The 20,548-nt window shown below is 53.0% G+C and carries 20 protein-coding genes; 3 read left to right on the top strand and 17 right to left on the bottom strand.

Annotated elements, in window-relative coordinates; translation table 11 throughout:
- Positions 1 to 1,822 precede the first annotated feature (1,822 nt).
- The 7 genes from xseB to SIB66_RS04750 all read right to left on the bottom strand — a co-directional run bounded on the left by xseB (position 1,823) and on the right by SIB66_RS04750 (position 7,344).
- The gene (gene xseB / locus SIB66_RS04720; protein WP_063405935.1) at positions 1,823 to 2,155 is read right to left on the bottom strand and encodes an exodeoxyribonuclease VII small subunit; all 333 of its coding nucleotides are present in this window, start codon (positions 2,153 to 2,155) and stop codon (positions 1,823 to 1,825) included.
- Positions 2,152 to 3,309, bottom strand: coding sequence for an exodeoxyribonuclease VII large subunit (xseA, locus tag SIB66_RS04725; RefSeq protein ID WP_063405934.1), 1,158 nt, complete (start codon positions 3,307 to 3,309; stop codon positions 2,152 to 2,154). Before xseA ends, xseB begins: the two co-directional genes overlap by 4 nt.
- The gene (locus tag SIB66_RS04730; protein ID WP_041374662.1) at positions 3,299 to 3,484 is read right to left on the bottom strand and encodes a hypothetical protein; all 186 of its coding nucleotides are present in this window, start codon (positions 3,482 to 3,484) and stop codon (positions 3,299 to 3,301) included. Before SIB66_RS04730 ends, xseA begins: the two co-directional genes overlap by 11 nt.
- Before the next feature lie 116 nt (positions 3,485 to 3,600).
- Positions 3,601 to 3,747, bottom strand: coding sequence for a hypothetical protein (locus tag SIB66_RS04735; RefSeq protein ID WP_063405952.1), 147 nt, complete (start codon positions 3,745 to 3,747; stop codon positions 3,601 to 3,603).
- 105 nt (positions 3,748 to 3,852) lie between these two features.
- Positions 3,853 to 6,414 (bottom strand): ATP-dependent helicase HrpB, encoded by a 2,562-nt coding sequence (gene hrpB / locus SIB66_RS04740; RefSeq protein ID WP_063421488.1) that lies wholly within the window; start codon positions 6,412 to 6,414, stop codon positions 3,853 to 3,855.
- A 212-nt stretch (positions 6,415 to 6,626) separates the two neighbouring features.
- The gene (locus SIB66_RS04745) at positions 6,627 to 7,010 is read right to left on the bottom strand and encodes a hypothetical protein (RefSeq protein ID WP_036911765.1); all 384 of its coding nucleotides are present in this window, start codon (positions 7,008 to 7,010) and stop codon (positions 6,627 to 6,629) included.
- A 58-nt stretch (positions 7,011 to 7,068) separates the two neighbouring features.
- The gene (locus SIB66_RS04750; protein ID WP_063405932.1) at positions 7,069 to 7,344 is read right to left on the bottom strand and encodes a DUF2973 domain-containing protein; all 276 of its coding nucleotides are present in this window, start codon (positions 7,342 to 7,344) and stop codon (positions 7,069 to 7,071) included.
- A 330-nt stretch (positions 7,345 to 7,674) separates the two neighbouring features.
- On the opposite strand from SIB66_RS04750, the gene SIB66_RS04755 reads away from it, so the two are divergent.
- Positions 7,675 to 8,862 carry a trypsin-like peptidase domain-containing protein gene (locus SIB66_RS04755; protein WP_063405951.1) on the top strand — a complete coding sequence of 396 codons (1,188 nt, stop codon included), beginning with the start codon at positions 7,675 to 7,677 and terminating at the stop codon, positions 8,860 to 8,862.
- Between the two features lie 125 nt (positions 8,863 to 8,987).
- Here SIB66_RS04755 and SIB66_RS04760 read toward each other — a convergent pair whose 3' ends face one another.
- Complete coding sequence (locus tag SIB66_RS04760; RefSeq protein WP_063421486.1) at positions 8,988 to 9,176, bottom strand: hypothetical protein; 189 nt, start codon at positions 9,174 to 9,176, stop codon at positions 8,988 to 8,990.
- 116 nt (positions 9,177 to 9,292) lie between these two features.
- Positions 9,293 to 11,017 (bottom strand): ATP-binding cassette domain-containing protein, encoded by a 1,725-nt coding sequence (locus SIB66_RS04765; protein WP_063405930.1) that lies wholly within the window; start codon positions 11,015 to 11,017, stop codon positions 9,293 to 9,295.
- 79 nt (positions 11,018 to 11,096) lie between these two features.
- Here SIB66_RS04765 and SIB66_RS04770 point away from each other — a divergent pair, with 79 nt between their 5' ends.
- Positions 11,097 to 11,291, top strand: coding sequence for a hypothetical protein (locus SIB66_RS04770; RefSeq protein ID WP_063405929.1), 195 nt, complete (start codon positions 11,097 to 11,099; stop codon positions 11,289 to 11,291).
- Here the strand turns inward: SIB66_RS04770 and SIB66_RS04775 are convergent.
- Both SIB66_RS04775 and SIB66_RS04780 read right to left on the bottom strand, forming a co-directional pair.
- Positions 11,269 to 11,499 (bottom strand): hypothetical protein, encoded by a 231-nt coding sequence (locus tag SIB66_RS04775; protein ID WP_011131000.1) that lies wholly within the window; start codon positions 11,497 to 11,499, stop codon positions 11,269 to 11,271. The genes SIB66_RS04770 and SIB66_RS04775 overlap by 23 nt on opposite strands.
- 61 nt (positions 11,500 to 11,560) lie before the next feature.
- Positions 11,561 to 11,920, bottom strand: a complete 360-nt coding sequence (locus SIB66_RS04780) for a hypothetical protein (RefSeq protein WP_063405928.1) — start codon at positions 11,918 to 11,920, stop codon at positions 11,561 to 11,563.
- 208 nt (positions 11,921 to 12,128) lie between these two features.
- On the opposite strand from SIB66_RS04780, the gene SIB66_RS04785 reads away from it, so the two are divergent.
- Positions 12,129 to 12,428 carry a ribbon-helix-helix domain-containing protein gene (locus SIB66_RS04785; protein ID WP_011130998.1) on the top strand — a complete coding sequence of 100 codons (300 nt, stop codon included), beginning with the start codon at positions 12,129 to 12,131 and terminating at the stop codon, positions 12,426 to 12,428.
- A gap of 42 nt (positions 12,429 to 12,470) precedes the next feature.
- On the opposite strand, the gene SIB66_RS04790 is transcribed toward SIB66_RS04785, so the two are convergent.
- From SIB66_RS04790 to SIB66_RS04815, 6 genes are all read right to left on the bottom strand, one after another.
- Positions 12,471 to 13,610, bottom strand: coding sequence for an anhydro-N-acetylmuramic acid kinase (locus SIB66_RS04790; RefSeq protein WP_063405927.1), 1,140 nt, complete (start codon positions 13,608 to 13,610; stop codon positions 12,471 to 12,473).
- A gap of 5 nt (positions 13,611 to 13,615) precedes the next feature.
- Entirely contained in the window at positions 13,616 to 14,320 is a 705-nt protein-coding gene (locus SIB66_RS04795; protein ID WP_063405926.1) for a potassium channel family protein, read from the bottom strand.
- 24 nt (positions 14,321 to 14,344) lie between these two features.
- Positions 14,345 to 15,748, bottom strand: coding sequence for a TrkH family potassium uptake protein (locus SIB66_RS04800; protein ID WP_063405925.1), 1,404 nt, complete (start codon positions 15,746 to 15,748; stop codon positions 14,345 to 14,347).
- Positions 15,749 to 15,853: 105 nt separating this feature from the next.
- A complete protein-coding gene (locus SIB66_RS04805) occupies positions 15,854 to 17,674 on the bottom strand; it encodes an SLC13 family permease (RefSeq protein ID WP_063405924.1) in 1,821 nt (606 codons plus the stop codon).
- A gap of 2 nt (positions 17,675 to 17,676) precedes the next feature.
- Positions 17,677 to 19,353 (bottom strand): GTPase HflX, encoded by a 1,677-nt coding sequence (gene hflX / locus SIB66_RS04810; RefSeq protein ID WP_063405923.1) that lies wholly within the window; start codon positions 19,351 to 19,353, stop codon positions 17,677 to 17,679.
- Positions 19,350 to 20,519 (bottom strand): NAD(P)/FAD-dependent oxidoreductase, encoded by a 1,170-nt coding sequence (locus SIB66_RS04815; RefSeq protein ID WP_063421484.1) that lies wholly within the window; start codon positions 20,517 to 20,519, stop codon positions 19,350 to 19,352. The genes hflX and SIB66_RS04815 overlap by 4 nt, the downstream gene beginning before the upstream one ends.
- Positions 20,520 to 20,548 lie beyond the last annotated feature (29 nt).

Genomic DNA, 20,548 nt, shown 5'->3' on the forward strand with positions numbered 1-20,548 from the left:
AGTGAAGAAGCCATGTGAAATCACTGATTAGTTGTATATGTATGATTACTGGTCTGAGTTTCGCCAGTGCCTTCATAGAGGCGAACTGCTGTTCAATGCGCTGGGCCTGAAGAACAAGTGGCAAAGTCTTGGAAATATCTTTTTTGCTTTGCTTGAGCAATGCCCTAAGATACCCACTCATTACCTTAACGAATAGTGGCCACAATGTATGGCTTTGAAGTGGTTAGAGCTGCTTGTTATTTTGGAGTTTCAATCAAGTTAGGGTAGATGCTTTTTGTCAATTGTCTTTATGGAATTGAAGTTGGCATTTAGATCATATGGCTCGAGTTGAATTTTGGCTGAAAGATTCTCTTGGCCCATGATTTTTCAGCGTAAACAGATGACTTTCAATGATTACAGATGTCTGTTCTCCATAGCCAAGCTCAAAGCGAATGCTGCCTCATGATTATGTTTTTAAGTGGCGTTGCCAATCAAAGCAGAGATCGAATTTTCTTTGATTTTCAGTGGTCGTTAACGAGAGGCATGAAGTTGTTTCTTTAAAGGCCTAAACTTGAAGGCTGGCTGATGAGCGGTAAATCGATGAAGCAGGCAATTGCTGAGAGAACAGCAGAGATGATCAGCGATCGAGTGGCGAATGTTGTACGGCCACTATTCCTTTGTAAGTCGAAGGCCTTGTTATTTGGAAATAACGGTTGGCAACACCAACCTGCTATCAGTGCTACAAATGGCCAACTGATAAAGGTCAAGAGTATGTAGTTGAGAACCATGCCCATTGATTTGCTTTAGCTGAAACCATTGTAGCGATCCTTTCAAGGTGCTATTGATTTTTACATTTAAGAATTTTTGAGTGAAATGATTTTGAGCACAATTTTCTTGATAGAATTTGTTTCTTGCTAGGTGCAAACAGCATCATTGGAGTGATAGTCTCTAGTACTCGTCAAGGCATTTAGATTGGTTCTGATTTGAACAGATGAGAAATCATGCCAAGCAATAGGGAGCATGATTCATTGGCGATTGCTAGAAGTTTGCTTCAGTGATTGTGGCTCGTATTGTTAATGACTCAGGTCTTGATTGATTGCTAAGTGCGTAACTGTTGCCTCCTAAAAGTATTAATAGTAGTTTTTTATTTCCGAATTATTCCGGGCTTCCCCTGAGGACAGCCTTCAATAATTTAAAACTAGTCAATTAGTAATTTATTGAGGTATTGTAATAATTGATACGCGATGTTCACTTTCCAGGGCTCAAATAGGTGCTTCTAATGCGATTGAATTTAAGCCTGTAAAACTATCAGATAGCCTATTGCTGTTAGTTTATGAAATGGTTTTGGTTGGCTGTATTGGTTATGCGTGGATTGATTGTTCGCCGCATTCCTCTTGCTGCCGTATTAGGTTTTAGTCAGAAGACATCATTTGCAGAATCAGTTTACAAGGCTAGTCGTAAGACCTATAGGAAAATGTTAGTTTTCTCGAGTACGTGAGAACTCGTTCTTGAGCCTCGGTTTGTTGATTGGGTGGTGATTTTCCCTGACTCTTGCTAAGCTAAAGACCAAGGAACTTGCATCATTAAGTCTGATCTCCTAGGTTTTATATGGATCAGTTGCTTTAAAAATAAGAGAGGGGGTTGGTATGCTATTTGCATCGCTTAATGTATGGCTCTAAAGGGTAATATTGTGGCTGTTGAATCAGCTCAATTGGGTCGGGGATGGACTGGAATTTATAAGGTAAAATTCTTAAGAGGTCGCAATAGACTTGTAATTTCTTTAGGCAAGTAGGCTCCAGAAAGTTGGACTCAGGACTTGCCTAAAGTGTAAACTTCTGCTGAATTATGTGCCTGATTCAGGCTTTAGGTTGTTCGCATCGAGCTGCAGCACGCTTTGTTCGACTGCATTAAGCAGTGCTTCACAGTGCTCAAGGTAGACCTTCCCTTGTAAGTAGTGTCTTTGGAGATCTTCTACAGGAACGCTGTCATTCTGCAATTGAGTAAGGAGTAAATCGAGAGCTTGTAGAGATTCTTCGTAGCTGAGTGATTTCGCATCTTGGCGCCATTCTTTCAGCATGCTATCTAGCGTTGATTGCGCAGTATTGATGCCGTGCTTTTGCTGTTTAGAGCCGGAATCTCTCGGCGTCTTCTCAGATGATGAAGTGGCTTTTATCATGTCGATGGCCTTTGCTGATTAATTGCTTCTGCGGTGGCATTGATCTGCCCATCGCTGAGTTGGATGGTCAAATTGTCCAGCACAGATACATCACCCACGCTTCGCAGAGTTTTGCCTTGCTTGTTCTTCACGATGGCAAAACCGCGCATCAACCAGAGTTCTGGTGATAGAGCTTGGAGGAGCTGATGCTTCTGGCTTAAGTGAATGCGCTGAAGCTCTATCTGTTTCAGCGGTTGTTGACACTCCAACGCTTTGCCTCGATCTACAAGCCGCTCACGTTCTTTGCGAATGAGCCAATTGCAGTGGTCTTTAAGTCGATGACGGCGTTGCATCAGCACATTTTGAGCTGACTCCCGACTGGGCAACAGGGCCACCATCGCTGCTGTTGGCGTCGCGGCTCTATGGTCAGCAACCAGATCAGCCACTGTTTGGTCGTCCTCATGCCCTAGTCCAGTCACCACCGGTATTGGGAAACTGGCCAGGTCACGGCACAGGCCTTCATCATCAAACACTATCAGGTCTTCACGACTGCCACCTCCTCTGGCCAGTACGATCGCTGCAATCCCCAGCTCATCATGCTGATTAGCCAGAGAACGTAAAACGGATTGGATTTGTTTTGCTACATCACCTTGGACTGGAATTGGAATGATCAGCAATTGAGTTAGAGGCCAGCGCTCTTTTGCTGTACGCAGCATGTCTGCTAGGGCGGAACTGGGCACGCTGGTCAAGATGGCTACAACCTCTGGATATTTTGGTAACGCTTTCCGTTTCGATTCGTCGATGATGCCCTCTTTCAGTAGCAGGGCTTTCACAATTTCGAACTGACGCAGCACCGTCGATAGGGACGGTCGCAGGTCTATGACCTGCACGGCCAGGCTTGCTCGGGTTGCCCAGAAGTTGAGCTTGCCGACAACCGTTACCCCATCCCCTTCTGCAGGCCTGTAGGTGAGTTGCTGCAGCTTGGAAGCCCAAGCCACTGCCGTGATACTTGCGTTGCCGTCAGTCAGAGTTAGCCAGAGATGCCCTTTTTTGATCTGTGGCTTGGAGACTGACGCTTCCACCAGAAAGCGAGGTGCAAAGCCACGTTCCAGCAGAGTGCCAATAGCCGCGTTGAGATCGCGGACTGAATAGTTGGGAAGGGATTCAGCGGTCAAGGCGTCGGTAGGCCATGCCCCAGTAGAGGCAGATCACGACGCTAAGCGCAGCAACAGCTTGCCCCCAGGCATGATCCAGTTGGGTGGATGCGATTGTGAAAATCACCAGGGCGCTGCTCAGCAGCCTTGCGCCATCGCGTCGGTTGTTGACGAAGAGTGGGGGCAAGTTAATCACTCCAACGTTTATCTACTGTGGCCCATCGTTATTGCAGGGCGCGCTTTACGCAAACTTTGTCGATTTACAGTGATCACCTCATATGGCTGCTACTGCTTGAAGGGTTGCAATGAGATTCAGCCAAGGCCCATCTGAGAGAGAATGCTTTGGCCGGTCAGAAGTTCGGTGCTGAGGCCGATGACGACGCCTATCATTGCTAGACGGCCGTTCCAGGTTTCTGCGAAGTTAACGAAGCCGAAACGGGGCTGAGTTTTGTCGGCCATTTGTAACTCCAAGATCTCATCAATGTAACAAAGCATGGAGATGGCTTGACCGTCTCCATGGCAATAGACTCCCATTTTTTAGGCAATTTCCCCCTTGTATTCATCTCATCCGGCCATGTGTTTTTTGATGCTGGCTGTTGCTTGGGCTTCTCGCGGGTTTTCTGGCCAGGGATGCTTCGGGTAGCGACCGCGCATTTCGCGGCGCACGTCCTGATAGCTATCATTCCAGAAGCCTGCTAGATCTCTTGTGAGCTGGAGAGTATGCCCTGCTGGAGAGAGAAGTTCAAGGGTCACAGGAAGCTTGCCATTGATCAGTTTTGGACCGTCTTCGCAGCCAAACATTTCTTGAAGCTTCACCGATAACTTCACCTCTCCATCGCCATAGTTGAGTACAGCAGACCGACCAGAGGGAATGGTTAGTTGGCTTGGCAGCAGGATGTCTAGTGTCTGGTGCATCTCCCAGGGGAGCTCTCCCCAGAGAGCTTCTATTAGCCCTTCTTCACCCAGCTCATCCAAGCTATGGCAGCCCAACAGCGGTTGGTTGAGCCATGAACTTGGCTGATGGCCAAGGAATTTAAGGTCGCGAGGTGGCCAGGGGGTGCCTAGGTGGCGGTGGGCGAGTTCCAGGCGTGCACGCAGTTGTTGGCTGCGACGGCCCCAGGGGAGTTGCCCTAGACCCTGATGGCACAAGACATCGAGCAGGATCTTGCGGCAGTGTTCTGGTTCGGGCTGTGGCAGGCGTTCCCTTTGGATTAGTAGTTCGCCGATCTTCAACAGTCGCTCTGCTCGTATTCGCGAGCTTTTTTCATCCCAGCTCACTGATTCACTCCATTCCCCATCTGTCTTGCTCAGCGTCTCTACCCATTGCACCGGGAGGGGGATTGCGAGCTGGATGAGTGTGTTGGCCTGGCCAAGATCCACCCTTGCAACTGCTAGGGCAGGAGAAGATCTGAGAGGGTCATGCTGGCGGAGAATGGCGCCGCGTCCTTGTCGCAATCGATAGTGTCCGGCTTTTCCTGGTCGTTCCAAGGCCAACCATTCCGGGAAGGCTGTGGCAATGAGTTGTGCTGCCAGGGCATGTTCTGAGAGGTCTTTATTTGCTTGTTTGCTGGATTGATCGTCTTGCCTAATGGTCTTGAGTTGACCAAGCAGCCTTTGACTGAGACGGCGCATCTGTTGATGGCCTTTTCTTGCAGATCGATGAATTTCTCGCTGGTCCTGACGTAACCAATCCAGACGAGTTCTCAGGTCTGAGCCAACCTGATGGCTGTTGAGGGGATCTCGATCACCAAGTAAAGCGGCTAGTTCGGCTCCCAGGGCTGCGCATCCCCATCCTTGGGCTTGGAGCAACAGGATCCCTAGCCTGGGATGTATGCCTAGTTTGCAGAGATGGCGGCCTAGCGTTGTGATCCGTCCGTCATGGTTGAGGGCGTTCAGATTGATCAGTTGTTGCCTTCCCTTCTGCAACGCTGATTGAGGTGGGGGGTCGATCCATGGCAGGGTTTCTCCTAAGCCAGCGCCCCAGGCAGCGAGCTCAAGTACCACGGGCATGGGATCGGTAACAAGTACTTCTGGAGGGGCATGTTCGGGCTTGCGCAGTTGTTCTGCTAGCGACCAAAGTCGAACGCATTGGCCTGGACCTTGGCGTCCGGCTCGCCCTTGGCGTTGCTTGGCGCTTGCCAGGCTGGAGGGCACTGTCTCAAGTCCCTCCATGCCAGTGTTGGGGTCAAAGCGACTTTGCCGACTCAGGCCGCTGTCGATGACCAGTCGAACTCCTTCGAGGGTGAGTGAGCTCTCCGCGATAGAACTTGCTAAGACGATCTTGCCTATCCAAGGCGATTCAGCCCTCAGCAATGCACGCGCTTGCACATGTAGAGGCTGTTGACCGTGAAGATAGGCAAGATTCCAATGAGTAAGACTTTCTTGAACCGCCAGTAGTTCTTGGGTGCGTTTGATCTCACGTTGTCCAGGCAGGAACACCAGCACGGTGGGGTGTGAACTGGTGCGATCGCTTGCTTCTGTGAGAGGTAGGGCATGGGCCTTAATGGCCCGCATCACCTGATGGGGTAACGGTTCGTCTGGGCGGGGTGTCTGATGATGGGTGACGACGGGGAAGGCTTTCCCCTCGCTCTGTAGAAGGGTTGCTTCTGGTAGGCGATCTTGTAATTCGCCAAGATTGAGCGTTGCAGACATGATCAGAAGCCGTAGCTCTGGATGGAGCAGCGGTCGGGCTTCAAGCAAAAGGGCCAGGGCGAGGTCGCTGTCTCGCCGTCGTTCGTGAAATTCATCAAAGATCACGCAATCAATGCCGTTTAGGCTTGGATCACTCTGAAGGCGACGTAGAAACAAGCCGTCTGTAATGACCTCTAATTGAGTTCGTTTTGAGCGCAGTTGTTCATGTCGTATAGCGAAGCCCACGCGCTCCCCTAAGGGTTCTTTCAAGCTTGCGGCTAGTCGCGAGGCTGCTGCTTTGACAGCTAATCGTCGGGGTTCCAGCATCCAGATTCTGCCTGGAAGAGGGGTGTGACCATCAAGGGCACCAAGTAGCGCAAGCGGAACTCTGGTGGTTTTCCCTGCCCCTGGTGGCGCTTGCAGCAGCACTGTGGCACTTGCAGTAAGGCTGTGGCAGAGCTGCGTTAGCAGCGAGTCGATCGGGAGAACTCCCAAGCTGCAAAGAAAGAGTTAGCTGATCAGATTGAGAAGAGCTAGCAGCATCAGACTGCTTAGGGCTCCTATCGCAAAGAGAAGCCTCACTAAAGGCGCCGTCGAAAGCTGCAGGCTGCTCATGAAGAAAACCTTAAGAGCCGGAACTGTACTGGTCTAGCCCCTTGTCCCTGTTTGTAGCCCTGGTAGTTCGCAGGGCTTCACATCCTTCACGCTCAGCGCACGTGGCGGGTGCCGTCAACGGGGTGATAGTCCTCGCCTGTGAGTTCTTCGTAAACGATGGCTGGTAGCCCTGTTTCAAACATGGTTTGAAGTGCTTCCTTGAGAAAGGGATTCCATCCCCCGGTGCTTACGTCGCCGTGTCGGACCGTCCAATCCCATGTTCCCTGCAAGTCTCTAGGGATGCGTCCTTCCCGATCGCGCCGAGCTACCAGGTCAAGAGACTCGACCAATCCCACTTGGATCGGCTGTTTGCCGTAAGCAGGGGTGAGGCTTAGTTCAAGCCGAACAGGATCTTCTTTGACCAGCCGCAGTCGAAACCGCGGAGGCAACTTCACGGCTTTGATGACTGCAGCCACGATGCGCGTTCTTTGATCCACCAGGGCTCCCCCAATCGAGTCCAATCCAGTGCCAGCCTTTTGACACTGGCTTTCTAATTTATTCAGCAGGAGTTTCTGTTGACTGGGGTGGCTCGTTGTCTCCTGAGAAACGAACTGTGAGGAGCTCTTCTTCTGTGAGGCGGCCTTCCTGGTCTAGTAATTCAGGGTGAACGGTCACCAAACCGGTGCGATCACCTTGTGAGTTCTTCCTAATTGCTTGGCTACGTATTGGTTGCTGTGCGGCGCCGAAACCCTTCCCCATCACGCGGAAGGCTTGCCACAGCAGGATCAGGAAAGCAGCGCCGTAAAGGATCGGGAACAAGGGGTTCTCCATGACGTCTTCATGGTTTGCGATAAAGGCGATTGGGTGGTCGCCACGTTGCGTTCATCATTGCTTGCCTTTGAATGATCGTGCTAATCACGAGGCTCTTGCAAAGCTCAGGCCTTTCAAACTTCACGAAACTCAGGCAAAGGGCTGGTTAGCGCCCAGGATTTGTTGCAACAGTTCATTCAGTTTGGAGCTTGTTGAGCTGTTCTGTGGGGGAATGAAGCTTCATGAAGACGAGCTCAGGCGTATTTGGTCACAGCTCTGTCAAGGATTGACACTGTTGTTTGAGAGAGCTCTGTCTACGGTCAAAGTCATGAATTGATTGTCGTTTGGCCAATGTCTGCGTTACTTGAGGAATCCTCCGCAGAGTTGCGGTTATCCAGCCAATCTTCAGGTTTGAGAAGGGTTTTCCGTGGTGGTCTTCTGCTTGGCACTGGATTGGTTTGTCTGCCTGTGTTGTCGGGACTTTCCCCTCAACGGCTGCAGGCGGCATCAGCCGCGACAGCCTTATCCAAGCAGTCGTTTGTAGCGGATGCCGTGGCTCGCAGCGGCCCAGCTGTGGTGACTCTTGAGACGAGTCGGACGGTCCGTTCTATGGGCATGGCTGGTCTGCCTCAGGGGCTATTAGCAGACCCGCTGTTCCAACATTTCTTTGGTTTGCCTGGCAGAGTCGCTCCCCGCTCGCGGATAGAACGAGGGCAGGGAAGTGGTGTGATTTTTTCGGCGGACGGATTGGTTCTCACCAATGCTCATGTCGTGGAGAAGACCGATCAGCTGATGGTGGGATTGCCAGATGGTCGAAGGGTGCCTGGGCGATTGGTTGGTCAGGACAAGATTACGGATCTGGCTGTAGTGCAGTTGGATGGCTCGGGGCCTTGGCCCACAGCCCCATTGGGAGACTCGGACCAGCTTCGGGTCGGGGATTGGGCCATAGCTGTTGGCAACCCTTTTGGCCTTGAAAATACGGTGACGTTGGGAATCGTCAGCAACCTCAACCGCAACGTCTCTCAGCTAGGGATCTCTGGCAAGCGGTTGGATTTAATTCAGACCGATGCTGCTATCAATCCAGGCAACTCAGGAGGACCGCTGTTGAATTCTGAGGGCAATGTGGTGGGTATCAATACACTCGTTCGCTCTGGACCAGGAGCTGGGCTGGGTTTTGCTATTCCTATTAATCGGGCTAGGACCATCGCCCACCAGCTGGTGGAGCGAGGACGGGCCAGTCATCCGATGGTGGGTGTAGGTCTCTCGCCGGTGCCATCTGTTCGTTCTGGGGAAGCCAACTCTCCTGGTGCTGTGATTCGTTCCGTGGTGCCGGGTGGGCCTGCAGCGCGTGCCGGGTTGAAGGTTGATGATGTGATCGTTTCGGTGGAAGGGTTACCGATTGATGGGCCTGCTGAGGTAGTGAGCGCGATTGATCGTCATGGAGTTGGGCGACCAATCAATTTTGGATTAATCCGGGGCAACAGTCGGATTGAGCTGGCGGTTACACCAGTGGAGCTGAAGGCGATGCAGGCACCTTGACCCTGTTGTTATGTGCACTACTCCCGACTAGTCCAGTCTCAGGCTCTACAAAAGGATCTAAGACATGTTCAGCCCATGAGCGGGTAGTGATGCAATCTCATTTTGCGGCTGCGGCTAGAAGCTATTCATTCGTCAGTGTCTCGTAACTGCTCCACGCAACGGGTGATGCATTCACCGTCATCCAGCGAGCAGGTGGTGATGCATTCGAAGTAGGTCTCAACGGCATCCCAAGTTTGCTCGTGTTCATGGTTTGCGTCGCTAGTCGAGTTGGAGATATGAAGGTCTTCGGCACGTTGGGTAGGGACGCTTGACATCAAGTACACATGGCTGTGAAGTCAGCTTATGCACATATTTGCTGTGCTCAAAGGAAAATGAGTCTTCCTGCCTAACCTTCTTTAAAGTTTTTTTGCCAAACGGATAGATTTTGGGTTTAAGCCGCGCCTTTTTTTCTGGCTTGACGCTTTCTTTGGCGATCGCGATTGGCTAAGCGCTTGACTTCTTTTTCTGCCAGGGCCAATGCTGCCGCGGCTGCGGCTTGTTCCTCTGATTTTTTTTCCTGGAAATAAGCGTAGTTGCCTCGGTAAAGGATCAGTTCGCCATCGCGTAATTCCACGATGCGATTGGCTACACGGGAAATGAAGTAGCGATCATGAGAGACCAGCAGGGCGGCGCCTTCGTAAGCCTGCAGTGCGTCCTCCAGCATCTGTTTGGCAGGGATGTCGAGGTGGTTTGTTGGTTCGTCGAGTAACAGCAAATTGCAGGGTTTGACCAGCATTAGGGCTAGGGCTAAGCGAGCCTTTTCTCCACCACTGAGATTTTCGACGTTTTTGAAAACAGCATCATTACTCAAGCAGAAACTGCCGAGTAGAGAGCGCACCTGGGTTTGGGTCCAGTCTGGGACAGCTTCAAACATTGTGTCGATGACGGTTTTCTGCAGATCCAGAGCTTCTGCTTGGTTCTGTTCGAAATAGCCAGCTATCACGTTGTGTTCTCCGAGGGAAGCCCTGCCGTCATCGGCAGCTTCCAAGCCCATGATCAGACGCAGCAGAGTGGATTTGCCTGCGCCGTTGGGGCCTATGAAAGCAATCCGATCGCCGGGTTCCACCTCCAGATGGGCGCCTAGGAAGAGAATCTTGTCTCCGTAGCTGTGGCTGAGGTCTTCGATCAGAGCCACCTGTCGGCCGGATCGTGGAGCGTCTGGGAAGCGAAAGCTGGGGCCGCTGACACTCTTAACTGGAGCTTCGATTCGCTCTACTTTCTCGAGGAGTTTCTCTCGGCTTTTGGCTTGGGTGCTGCGCGTGGCACTTGCCCTGAATCGATCGACATAGGCCTGTTGGGCGGCTAGATCTTTCTGCTGGCGTTCAAACGCAGCTTGAGTTGCTTCCTCTTCGAGTGCCTTCTGCTCAAGATGTGCTGTGTAGTTACCGAGATAGGTGCGCGAAATGCCTCTCTCAGTAATCACGATTTGGGTACAGATCCGATCGAGGAACGTCCGGTCGTGGCTGATCACAACCATGGCGGCGGTCTGTTTGAGCAGATAGTCCTCCAACCACTGGATGGTGTCTACGTCCAGATGGTTTGTGGGCTCGTCGAGCAGGAGCAGATCAGGATCTTGAAGAAGGATCTTGCCGAGAGCAATTCGCATTTGCCATCCCCCGGAATAGTCCCCTACCCGTTGATCGGCTCCATCTGATGTGAAATGGAGTGTTGGCAGTAGTTTTTCGATTCGAGCCTCAAGCTCATAGCCGTGTAGGGCTTCAAAGCAATTCTGCAAACGGCTTAGGTCTTTGATCAGGCTGTCGAGAAAAACGCTGTCTTCTGCAGCCCGCTTTGTAGCCATGGCGGTTTCTACGAGTCGCTGTTGATGGACAACGGCAGCGGCCTCACCAAAGGCTTGAAAGAGCTCTTCTCGCACTGTGCGGCAGGGATCAACATCAAACTCTTGTTGTAAGTAGGCGATGCGTGGGTTCCCCTGGCGCACAATCTGGCCACTGCTGGCTTCTTCGAGTCCCGCGATTAATTTGAGCTGTGTGGATTTGCCAGCCCCATTGACACCTACCAGTCCGATTCGGTCTCCGGGCTTGATTTCCCAGGTGACATCCTTGAGGACTTCATGCGTGGGGTAGACCTTGTTGACGTGCTCAAGTCGCAGCACCGAGGGAAAGCAACCGCAAGAACATCATCCCGCTTCGTATACGGGCAGACTGGAGGATATCCATTCCGGATCACCGGCCATGGTGAAATTCGAACAAATTACGGCTGTTGTGCTTGCTGCTGGCCTAGCGATCCCTAGTTACTGGTTTTTTTGGAGTTTGGCAGGGGGTGGCGGTTACGACCGTCGAGGCATGCAAAACGTCAATCCCTCACAAGTAGAAGAAAGTCGCTCGCGTGAATTAGAGCCTGGTCTTAAAGCCCCCCCCGAGCCTTGATGAGCCATTGCTTGGTGTCAGCGTCATCGAGGCTGGCCAAGTGCGCTTTTACTTCGTCAAGCGTTACAGGGAGTCCCATGCTGTGCCCTAGATCGCAGATTGCCTTCAAGGCTCCCTGAGGATCTTGGAGTGCCTGGCGAAATAGGGCTTTGGTGTGTTCGGGATCGTTCTGAATACGTTCGTAGAGCACTGCAGCGTTGCTGCTCATCAGAAGGGAAGTGTCTTTTGCAACTGTATTCAGCCTGAAGTGATTTGACCTGATTCTTGGTTCATGCTGCTTGCTCTACCTCAACTTCTGTCATGCCTGTTGCTGATGCGTCTTTCATGCTGCGGGCATCCATGCAGAGGACTTTGCGCAGTTGGGCGAAATTTTTGGCCTGGGATTCGCGTCCGTCCTGAGCGGCGCCGTATTCCGCCCTTTGCAAGACTTGATGGAGATGTGTGAGCAGATAGCTGCTAATTACAGCTGATACCAGCACATCGCTATTTTCTTGGCTTCGGCTTAAACGCCGACCCTTGCTTGATTTGATACGGCTGTTTGGCTTGACAGGGCTGTTGGATTGGCTAGGGCTGTTGGCCTGTTGAGGTGGATTGAAGCGAGTTGAAGTTGGAAGTGTGGGTTTGTCCATGGGGCAATCCTGATGTCTGGTTGTTAGTCGAATGAGGGGGGTACTTGAGTTTTAGGGCTGAAAAAGCATTGGGTATTTCGACGGGCCATGGAATTGTTGAACTGGGTCATCGGAATAGACCATTCCGAACTGTGGTCTCAGCATAGTGCTGGATACTATCCTTGCACACCTCTGTACACTTGTACGTAAGACTTACTTTTTTAGGGTCGTGGCTACCCGTCAAACCTCATCCAGTGGGAAGCCCAAGTCTCCGAGAGTCCAGGTTGTGTTGCCTGAAGAGCTTTGTGTGCGCCTAACAGCTCTTGCCGAGCTTGAGTCCCGCACCGTTAGCAATATGGCCAAAGTGCTTATTCAGCAGGGTATTCAGCGTTACGAGCAGGAGCAGAGTTCGGTCGTTTCAGCCCCATCGTTAGCGAGTACAGAAGGCTTTCGATCGGCTCTTGAAGCTCAACAGCCCAGGCGTTTAAGAGGCGCTCCGCGCCGTCTCCGCCTCTATCGTCCCTCTTGAGTTTGGTGGTCTTCGTAGTTCTTCAATGAACTGCTTGGCGAATCAAGCTGGATCAGCTCTCACACCAAGAACTGCCGCACGCTTGGCCCCTGTTATGGCCGGAGCGTTGCCTGGATACTGGAGGCAATGCCACCAGGCCAGTAATGCAAAGGCAAGGCCTTCTCGGGCTTCAGCGCTGAGGCCCAGCTCATCGCTATTGAGGAGTCGCATGCCACGGCAGCGTTGTCTTAGTTCGTTCATCAGCACAGGATTTCGGCTTCCTCCACCAGCAACAATGAGTTCCAGGGGGCGAACCAGATTTCTAAGGTGAAGATTGTCCAGATCCTGTGCCACAACGGCTGCGCTGAAAGCGGTCAATGTGGCGACACGATTGGCCCTCGACATCTTGGGGAGTTCCTTGAGGCGCTGCTCTAGATCGGCAAGCCCAAATTGCTCTCGGCCTGTTGATTTGGGAGGAGGGAGTTGGAAGAAGGTTTCCTTCAGCCAGCGTTCGATCGTGGTCGTATGCGGATGCCCACTGGCAGCGATGATTCCATCATGATCAAAGGCAAGCTTGCCTTTGCTGATCTGTTCAACAGCAAGATCTATCAGGCTGTTGGCTGGGCCGCAATCCCAGCCCATAACTGAAGCAAGGCGATCCGGACCGCTGCGGGGAGGAATCAGGGTGAGATTGGCAATCCCTCCAAGATTGAGCACCCCACGCCAGCCCCCTACTCGACCTAGCAGTGCGGCATCAGCCATAGGTACCAAAGGTGCTCCCTGGCCTCCTAGTGCCAGGTCTGCGGCTCGGAAGTCATGAACAACAGGGCGCTTGAGCAGTTCAGCCAGTAGAGGGGCTTGCAGGATTTGCCAGCTGGCGCCGCGATGATTCTTCTGAGGAGGACGATGCCAAACAGTCTGACCATGAGAACCCACCAGCTCAGCTTGTGCGCTGGGGTCACAGGCCAGAGCTGCTTGAGCATGAACCTCGGTGATGGACTCAGATAGCTCGAGCCATTCACGGCTATTGAGCCTGATGCCTTGTCCTGCGTTGATAACTATTTGGCGAAGATCCTCTGGGTAGGGGGTGCAGACAAGATTCAGTAGCGACCATTTGGGTTCAGATGGTGAACCACTGAACTCAGCGAGTACTGCATCAACACCATCAGCACTGGTGCCGCTCATCAGCCCCAGTACGCGCATTGAAGTCAGGTTTTGGGAAGTTTCTTGAGGTCGTCAACCAATCCCATGACGACAAGCACATGCTCTTTTTCGAGCACATACGTTGCGGGAGGGTTGACGTGCAGTCCCTTGGTTGGGCCAGCTGCCAGAACGTTTACCAGGTAGTTCTTGCGTAGGTTGAGGTCTCGTAGGGAATGTCCAACAAACAGATCGGGAACCTTGATTTCTTCGATGCAGGTTTGGTCATCAAGTTCCAAGCGTTCCATCAGGTTGGGCCGTACTAATTCAAGACCTAGCCGCTCCCCCTGCATCCTCGAGGGGAACACCACTCGATCAGCGCCAACCCGCTTCAACATCTTTTCGTGAAGGTCACTGGTGGCTCGGGCAATCACCTGTTGCACTTTGCTGCCCTCGCTGTCCTTGGCGATCAGCGTGGTTGTGATGCTTGCTTCGATCGGTTCGCTGATGCCCACGACAACGGTGCCCATTTCGAGCACACCTGCTTCTCGCATCGATTCCTCGTCAGTGCAGTCCACAACTCTTGCTTCGATCGACGGCTCCAGTTGGCGCAGCTCTTCGATAGATCGTTCTGAACGGTCAACCGCCAGCACGTCTGCACCGTTTTGCATGAGTTCACGACAGACGGCGCTCCCGAAGCGCCCTACTCCCACTACCGCAAACCCAAGCTGAGGGGTGCCTTGTTCGGGTGACCAGTTCCACCACTCTTTCATTGTGTTTTCTCAGCAAACCAAAGTTCAGACATAAAGATCTTCTCGCGGATAGCCGATGCGATTTTGACGGTGGAGCCGATCTTTGTTGACTGCTTCCCAGATTGCGCTGAGTAGCAGAAGGATGCCGAGTCGTCCGACAAACATGCCGACGATCAGCACGAGTTGTCCGAAATGACTCAAATTCTCGGTGACGCCAACATCGAACCCAACAGTGGCAAAGGCTGAAATGCATGTGAATAACATTTCTAGAAAGGTGAAGGCTTGCTCTCCATTCAGGCTGCTGGACATACCCAGCAATAAGGCCATCACAAGCACGAAAAGCAAGGATGCCACTGTGATGCCGACGGCTTTCAAGACCACCTTGTCGGAAATCTGACGATTACGGATGACGACATCGTCCTGACCACGCAGGGTTGAACGGGTGGCGGCCATTAAGGCGGCCAGGGTGGTGGTTTTGATGCCACCGCCAGTACCTCCGGGACTAGCTCCAATGAACATCAGCGCCATTAGCAGAAGTAGCCCTGAATCGGAAATGCTCTCGAGAGAGAGGTTCACGGTGGTAAATCCAGCGGTTCTGGCACTGATAGAGCCGAATAGCGAGCTCATCAGTCGCTCAGACCAACCCATACTTGAGAGGAAGTGGTCTTGGCTTAGTGATTCAGTGATCACTAGCCCCACGGTTCCGCTCAGGATCAGGATCAGGGATGTGCGAATGACCAGACGGGTATGCAGGCTGAGGTTGCGGCGTTGTAGTTGTTTGCGATTGCTCCAGAGATCACTGGTGACTCTCCATCCCAGTCCACCAAGAACGATCAGGACAATGATCACGCTATTGACTACCGCATTGCTGCGGTAGTGCTCCAGGCTGTCAGACCAGAGTCCGAAGCCGGCGTTGTTGTAGGCAGAGATGCTGTGAAAAAGTGCAGCCCACAGTCGCTCTCCATGGTTGGTGATGTCATTGAAGCCAAAGATGTAGAGCACGATCGCGCCAATCAGGATCAGCACTGTTGCGGTGAGGGCAATGCCGCGAAAAGTCGTGCCTACGCCGCCAACCCCGAATTCATCGAGGGTTTTGCCTCGATCAAGCCTGCATCTCAGCTCCGTTCCGCGAACCACAAAACCTTGTAAGAAGGTGGTGATAGCCATCAGCCCAAGTCCACCTGCAAGGATCATCGCTGCAAGAACCCCCTGGCCGACGTTGGTTAGATCTTGGCCAACATCAATAATGCAAAGTCCAGTCACGGTCACTGCGGAGGTCGCCGTGAACAGGGCTTCCCACAATCCCACCTTGGCGTTGGAGCAGACCGGAGTGGCGAGAATCAGAGTCCCAGCGATGATCACCAGTAAACCTGTGACCACAGTGAATTGAGGAACCGTTAGGCGACGGTACAAATCCTGAGTGCGATGGCCGGCGTTAGGAAATGGCACCGATGGGTTACCGCTTTATCGCGACGAGAGTCAAAGGGTGTCCTGAGGATTCTCCCCAGACGGATAGAACCAGATTCTGCAAATGTTGGCACAGTTCTGCTGTATTCAAGATCCGCCGAAATGCCAAAGGATCAGCCCAGGAATCATCACGGTCATCACGGCCGTTAGGCCAGCTCCGTAACGGGTTACATCCAGAAATCGATAACGCCCAGGACCGAACACCATCAGGTTTGTCTGATGCCCCATTGGTGTCAGAAAAGACTGGCTTGCACCAAATAGCACGGTGAAGACCAGTGCATTGGGTACAAGGTCTAGTCCAGGTGCGAGTTGGATGGCCACTGGGACAAGTAGTGCAACGGATGCAGCTGGGCTCATCACCTGGGTGAGGAGCGTGGTGACCAGAAAGATGATTAGTAAGGCTATGTAGTTGGACCAGTCATTCAGCAAGGTTTCAAAGCTGCTTGCAAGAGCATCTGCCAGGCCGGTTTTCTGCATTGCCACGCTGAAGCTGGAGAGCGACCCCAGCAGCAGAATCACATCGAGACGAATTGATCGCTGAAGTTCCCCTGGACGAAGGCATCCTCCTGCCACCATCGCGACTGCAGCAAGTAGGACCGCTGCCACCAGTGGCAGGGCAGTCACTGTCGGCATGATCAGCATGGCCAAAGCAATGGCGATGGTCAGTGGTTTGCGGCGCACTGTGGGCAGGTCGTTTTCCAGCTGATCAAGGACCAGCAAATCATTGCTGGCTTGCAGGCCGCGAATCGAGTCCAATGGGGCTTGCAGCAGTAAGACATCGCCTTCGCGTAGTACAGCTTGTCCAAGACGCTCTTGCACTGTTTGCTGACCACGCCTGAGAGCAAGAATTGTGGCGTTGTGGCGTTGCCGAAATCGCAGTTCACGCAGACTTGCACCAGCCAAAGTTGAGCCTGCCGGTAGGAGGACTTCCACAGTTCTTTGCCCTTCGCCCAGGCCAGATGGGGAAAGTGATGATGGAGCGATCGACTCTCTTGTTGCTAGCTGTACGTTGTGTTCTTGTTGGAGACGAAGTAGGTCTGCGCGGGTGACCCGCAGGAGAAGTCGGTCGCCAGGTTCAAGTCTGCGATCAGCCAGGGGCGGTAGGAGTCGTTCTCGACCTCTTTGCAGTTCCAGCACGTCTACATCAAAACGACGTTGTAAACGACTGTTGTGCAGGGATTGTCCTACCAGTTGCGAGTTCTGAGGGATGGTGACTTCTGTGAAGTAACCGGTCTGGTCTTTGTTGTCTCCTAGTTCATCGCTGTTGCTGCCACGGTCTGGCAACAGGGCCTGAGGGGCAAGCATGAGATACGTGGTTCCGGCGAGCCAGATCGGCACGCCGATGGCTGTGAAGCTGAACAGTTCTAGAGATCCATTGCCCAATTGCTCGCTGATGTCACTGACCAGCAGATTCACTGAACTCCCCAGCAGTGTGAGTGTGCTGCCGAAAAGCGCTGAGAATGATAGTGGCAGCAGGACCTTGGACGGAGAGATCCGGCGTCGATGGCACCAGGCTTCGATGACAGGTAGCAACGAGGCGACGACGGGTGTGTTTGGGAGGACACTCGAAATGGGAGCGACCACTAGGCCTAACAAGGCAATCAACCGGCGTGGGCTGCGAATGCGCTCAGATGCGATCAGTTCGCGCACGCGATCCAGGGCACCACTGCGGAATAAGGCTGCAGAGACCGCGAATAGGCCCATTAGCGTAATCAGGGCAGGCCTGCCAAATCCAGCCAGGGCTTGTTGGGGAGTTAGGACACCTGTGGCCATCAGCAGTGCCATGCTCAGCAGGCCAGTGAGTTCAGGTGCAAGGGCACCGCTGATGAAGAGCACCACCGCCAGCAACAACACCGCCAGGGTGATGAGGGCTTGGGGGTTTTGAATAGCGGTGCTCAGCACAGCCATAGTTAGGTATTTACAGAACGCAGAGGGGCCGATTCTGCTCTGTGACCCCAGAATTGGTCCTTCAGCCAGTGTTTGAGTCCTTGCAGCCCGGCACCTGAAGCCGCGGAGAGATAAATCACCTTCGGGTCGATGCTGCGGATTGTCTCAAGTGCACTGCTATCACAGCGATCAATTTGATTGGCTATCACCTGCCGGATTGATTCTGCGCCAAGGGAATTAAGCAACTGATGCACTGTGTCCAGTTGGGCTTGCCAGTCTGTGTCTGACAAGTCCACAACCACTAGGAGGAGATCGGCTGCAAGAGTTTCCTCCAGAGTGGCCCGAAAGGCTTCCACTAATGGCGCTGGCAGTTCACGGATGAAGCCCACAGTGTCTGTGATAAGAAGCTCAAGGGGTTTTCCACCTGTCTGAGGAATCAAGAATCGTCGGGTGGTTGGATCCAAGGTTGCAAACAGTTTGTTCTCTGCCAGCACTTTGCTGTGCTCGTTTCGACTGCAGAGAGCATTGAGTAGGGATGATTTCCCTGCATTGGTATAACCCACGAGTGCAACCCTTGGCAGACCTTTCCTGCGGTTGCGGAGTCGGGCGCGATGGTTTTGCAGTTGCCGTACCTCACGTAATAAGTGCTCGATGCGTCGTGTAATCGCACGCCGGTCTTTCTCGAGTTGGGTCTCGCCGGGCCCGCGTGTGCCGATGCCACCTCCCTGACGGGATAGGCTGAGACCTCGCCCCATCAGCCTTGGTATGCGATAGCGAAGTTGGGCTAGTTCCACTTGAAGGCGGCCTGCTGCACTAGAGGCGCGCTGGGCAAAGATGTCTAGGATTAATTCACTGCGATCCATGACAGGGCAGTCGAGATATCGCTCCAGATTCCTGACTTGAACAGGACTGAGCTCACGGTCTGTGATCACTAGAGAAGCGCTATGTCGCCGAACTTCCAAGGCGGTCTCTTGTAGTTTCCCCTTGCCCCAGAGGGTCTGAGGGTTAGGAGCCCCCTGCTTTTGTCGCACAACTGCTACAGGATGCCCCCCTGCACTGCGCACCAACCCCTCGAGCTCAGCAAGGTCGCGTTCGCTGCGGCTTTGCTCTGGTCCCGTAAGGGTAAGTAGTAGGACCCGTTCCCTACTGTCCTTTGACGGTAGGGGGTTGATTTCTGGCTTGGCGGTTGATCCTTGGCTGTGTTGGCAGAGCTCGCTTAGTCCGTTGGCTTTGATCAAGCTCCATCCCGAGATCTCCTTTGGGTCTGGTTGCCAGAGGGCAGCAATCCTGCGACCTCCTCGATCTGCTGTGGGGGCAAAACGTAGCCAGGAGTTCGGTGCTAGATCGAGTGCCACGATTGCATCATGCTGTTCTGGCCTGAGGTTGTTTCGCTGAAGCGTTAGAGAGCAGCTGATTAAGCGCCATCCAGCGGTCTTGCGCCGGGGTGATTCAGGAAGATGGGCGAGAAGTTGGCCGGATCCATCGAGAGGACCGACCCAAAGAAGGCGGCACAATCCACGGCTATCCAGCACTAAATGGAGTGGTTGGCATAGCTCAATCACCTGTTCAGCTAGCCGTTCGAGGGTTAGCTGATCGGCGCCTTCCCTTTCGGGATGCCGGCGGTGGCTGAGGCGTTCTAATTGTCTTTGTTGTGAAGGGCGTAGTCCCTTGGTGCGGCCAGCGAGGTGGGCTTGTTTCAATGTCCGAGCAGCCAGGCCCCGCCTGAGCGCAGGCCTAGAGACAATCCAGGTAGTTTTGTTAGATAGGCACCTCGGCGAATTTGGAAAGCCAGAGGACCTGCGAGTGTGAAACCCATGCCGGTGAGGGAGGCTTCTCCTACTCCCAGGCTGAGCATTTCGCCAAAATCTTTAAATTCAAAAGGCTGGAGAGGACTGCTTGCTCGTAGTGCCATCACGTTTCGAGCCGCGATCTCCCCTTGTTGCAGTGCGACCTGGGCTGTGGACGGCCAGGAGTGGTCTTTGTTGTAAGTGGCATCGCCAAGGCCAAGCACATCACTGAGTCCGATCACTTGTAGGCACGAATCGATAGGCAGTCTTGCTTCGGTAAGGACAAAGTCGGGGCTGAGTGCTGGTATGACTGGTTTTGTGCCGGCTGTCCAAACAAGACCACTGTGCGTTATTGCTGAACTTATGGCAGGTTCCTTTTGTTTACTTATGAGTTCAACCTGGTCTGTTGAGATGGCTCGAACTTGCGTGAGCAAATGAACGTGAACACCACGTTCGCTGAGTGCTCGCTCTGCTTGTTCTTGGTTGAAGGCTTTCGCACGGGGCAGAACCCTTTCGCCAAGCTCAATGAGGTGGAGTGCAGCAGCACCGTCAAGGAGATCTGCCAGCTTGCAGGCCAGTTCCACGCCTGTTGGTCCCGCTCCAACAATCACAAGGTCCTGACGAGGATTTCTACGTAATTGAAGTTCTTTAATTCGTTGTCGCAGCACGTCAACGTCGTTGAGACGGTGAAACATCAGGGCATGTTTACGGACCCCTGGAATGTCGAAATCTGTTGGAGCTGAGCCAGTGCTGAGTACCAGTTGTGCGTAGTTGAGCTTGAGCCCTGAGCTGGTGGAGACCGTTTTTGCTTTGGTGTCGATGCTTTCAACCCGGTCTTCGAGAAGGGCAATACCGCGTTGACTGAGTAGAGAGTGATATGGAGGTGCGACTTCCCAAGCCTGAAGCTCTCCACTCAAGAGTTCGTAAAGCAAGGGGAGAAAGACGAACCGCTGGCGCGGTTCAATCAGCACGATGGGGGGGCGAGGTTGGCAGTGGCTGAGAGCGAGCGCGGTCGTTAGCCCTGCAAATCCGCCTCCGACAACCACCACGGCATTGGCGTTTGACGGGTTTGGGATCATGCGCGACGAGCCTGGGATGATTCTCGAAC

It is taken from the genome of Prochlorococcus sp. MIT 1318, from assembly GCF_047304505.1.
Taxonomy (GTDB): Bacteria; Cyanobacteriota; Cyanobacteriia; order PCC-6307; family Cyanobiaceae; genus Prochlorococcus; species Prochlorococcus marinus_D.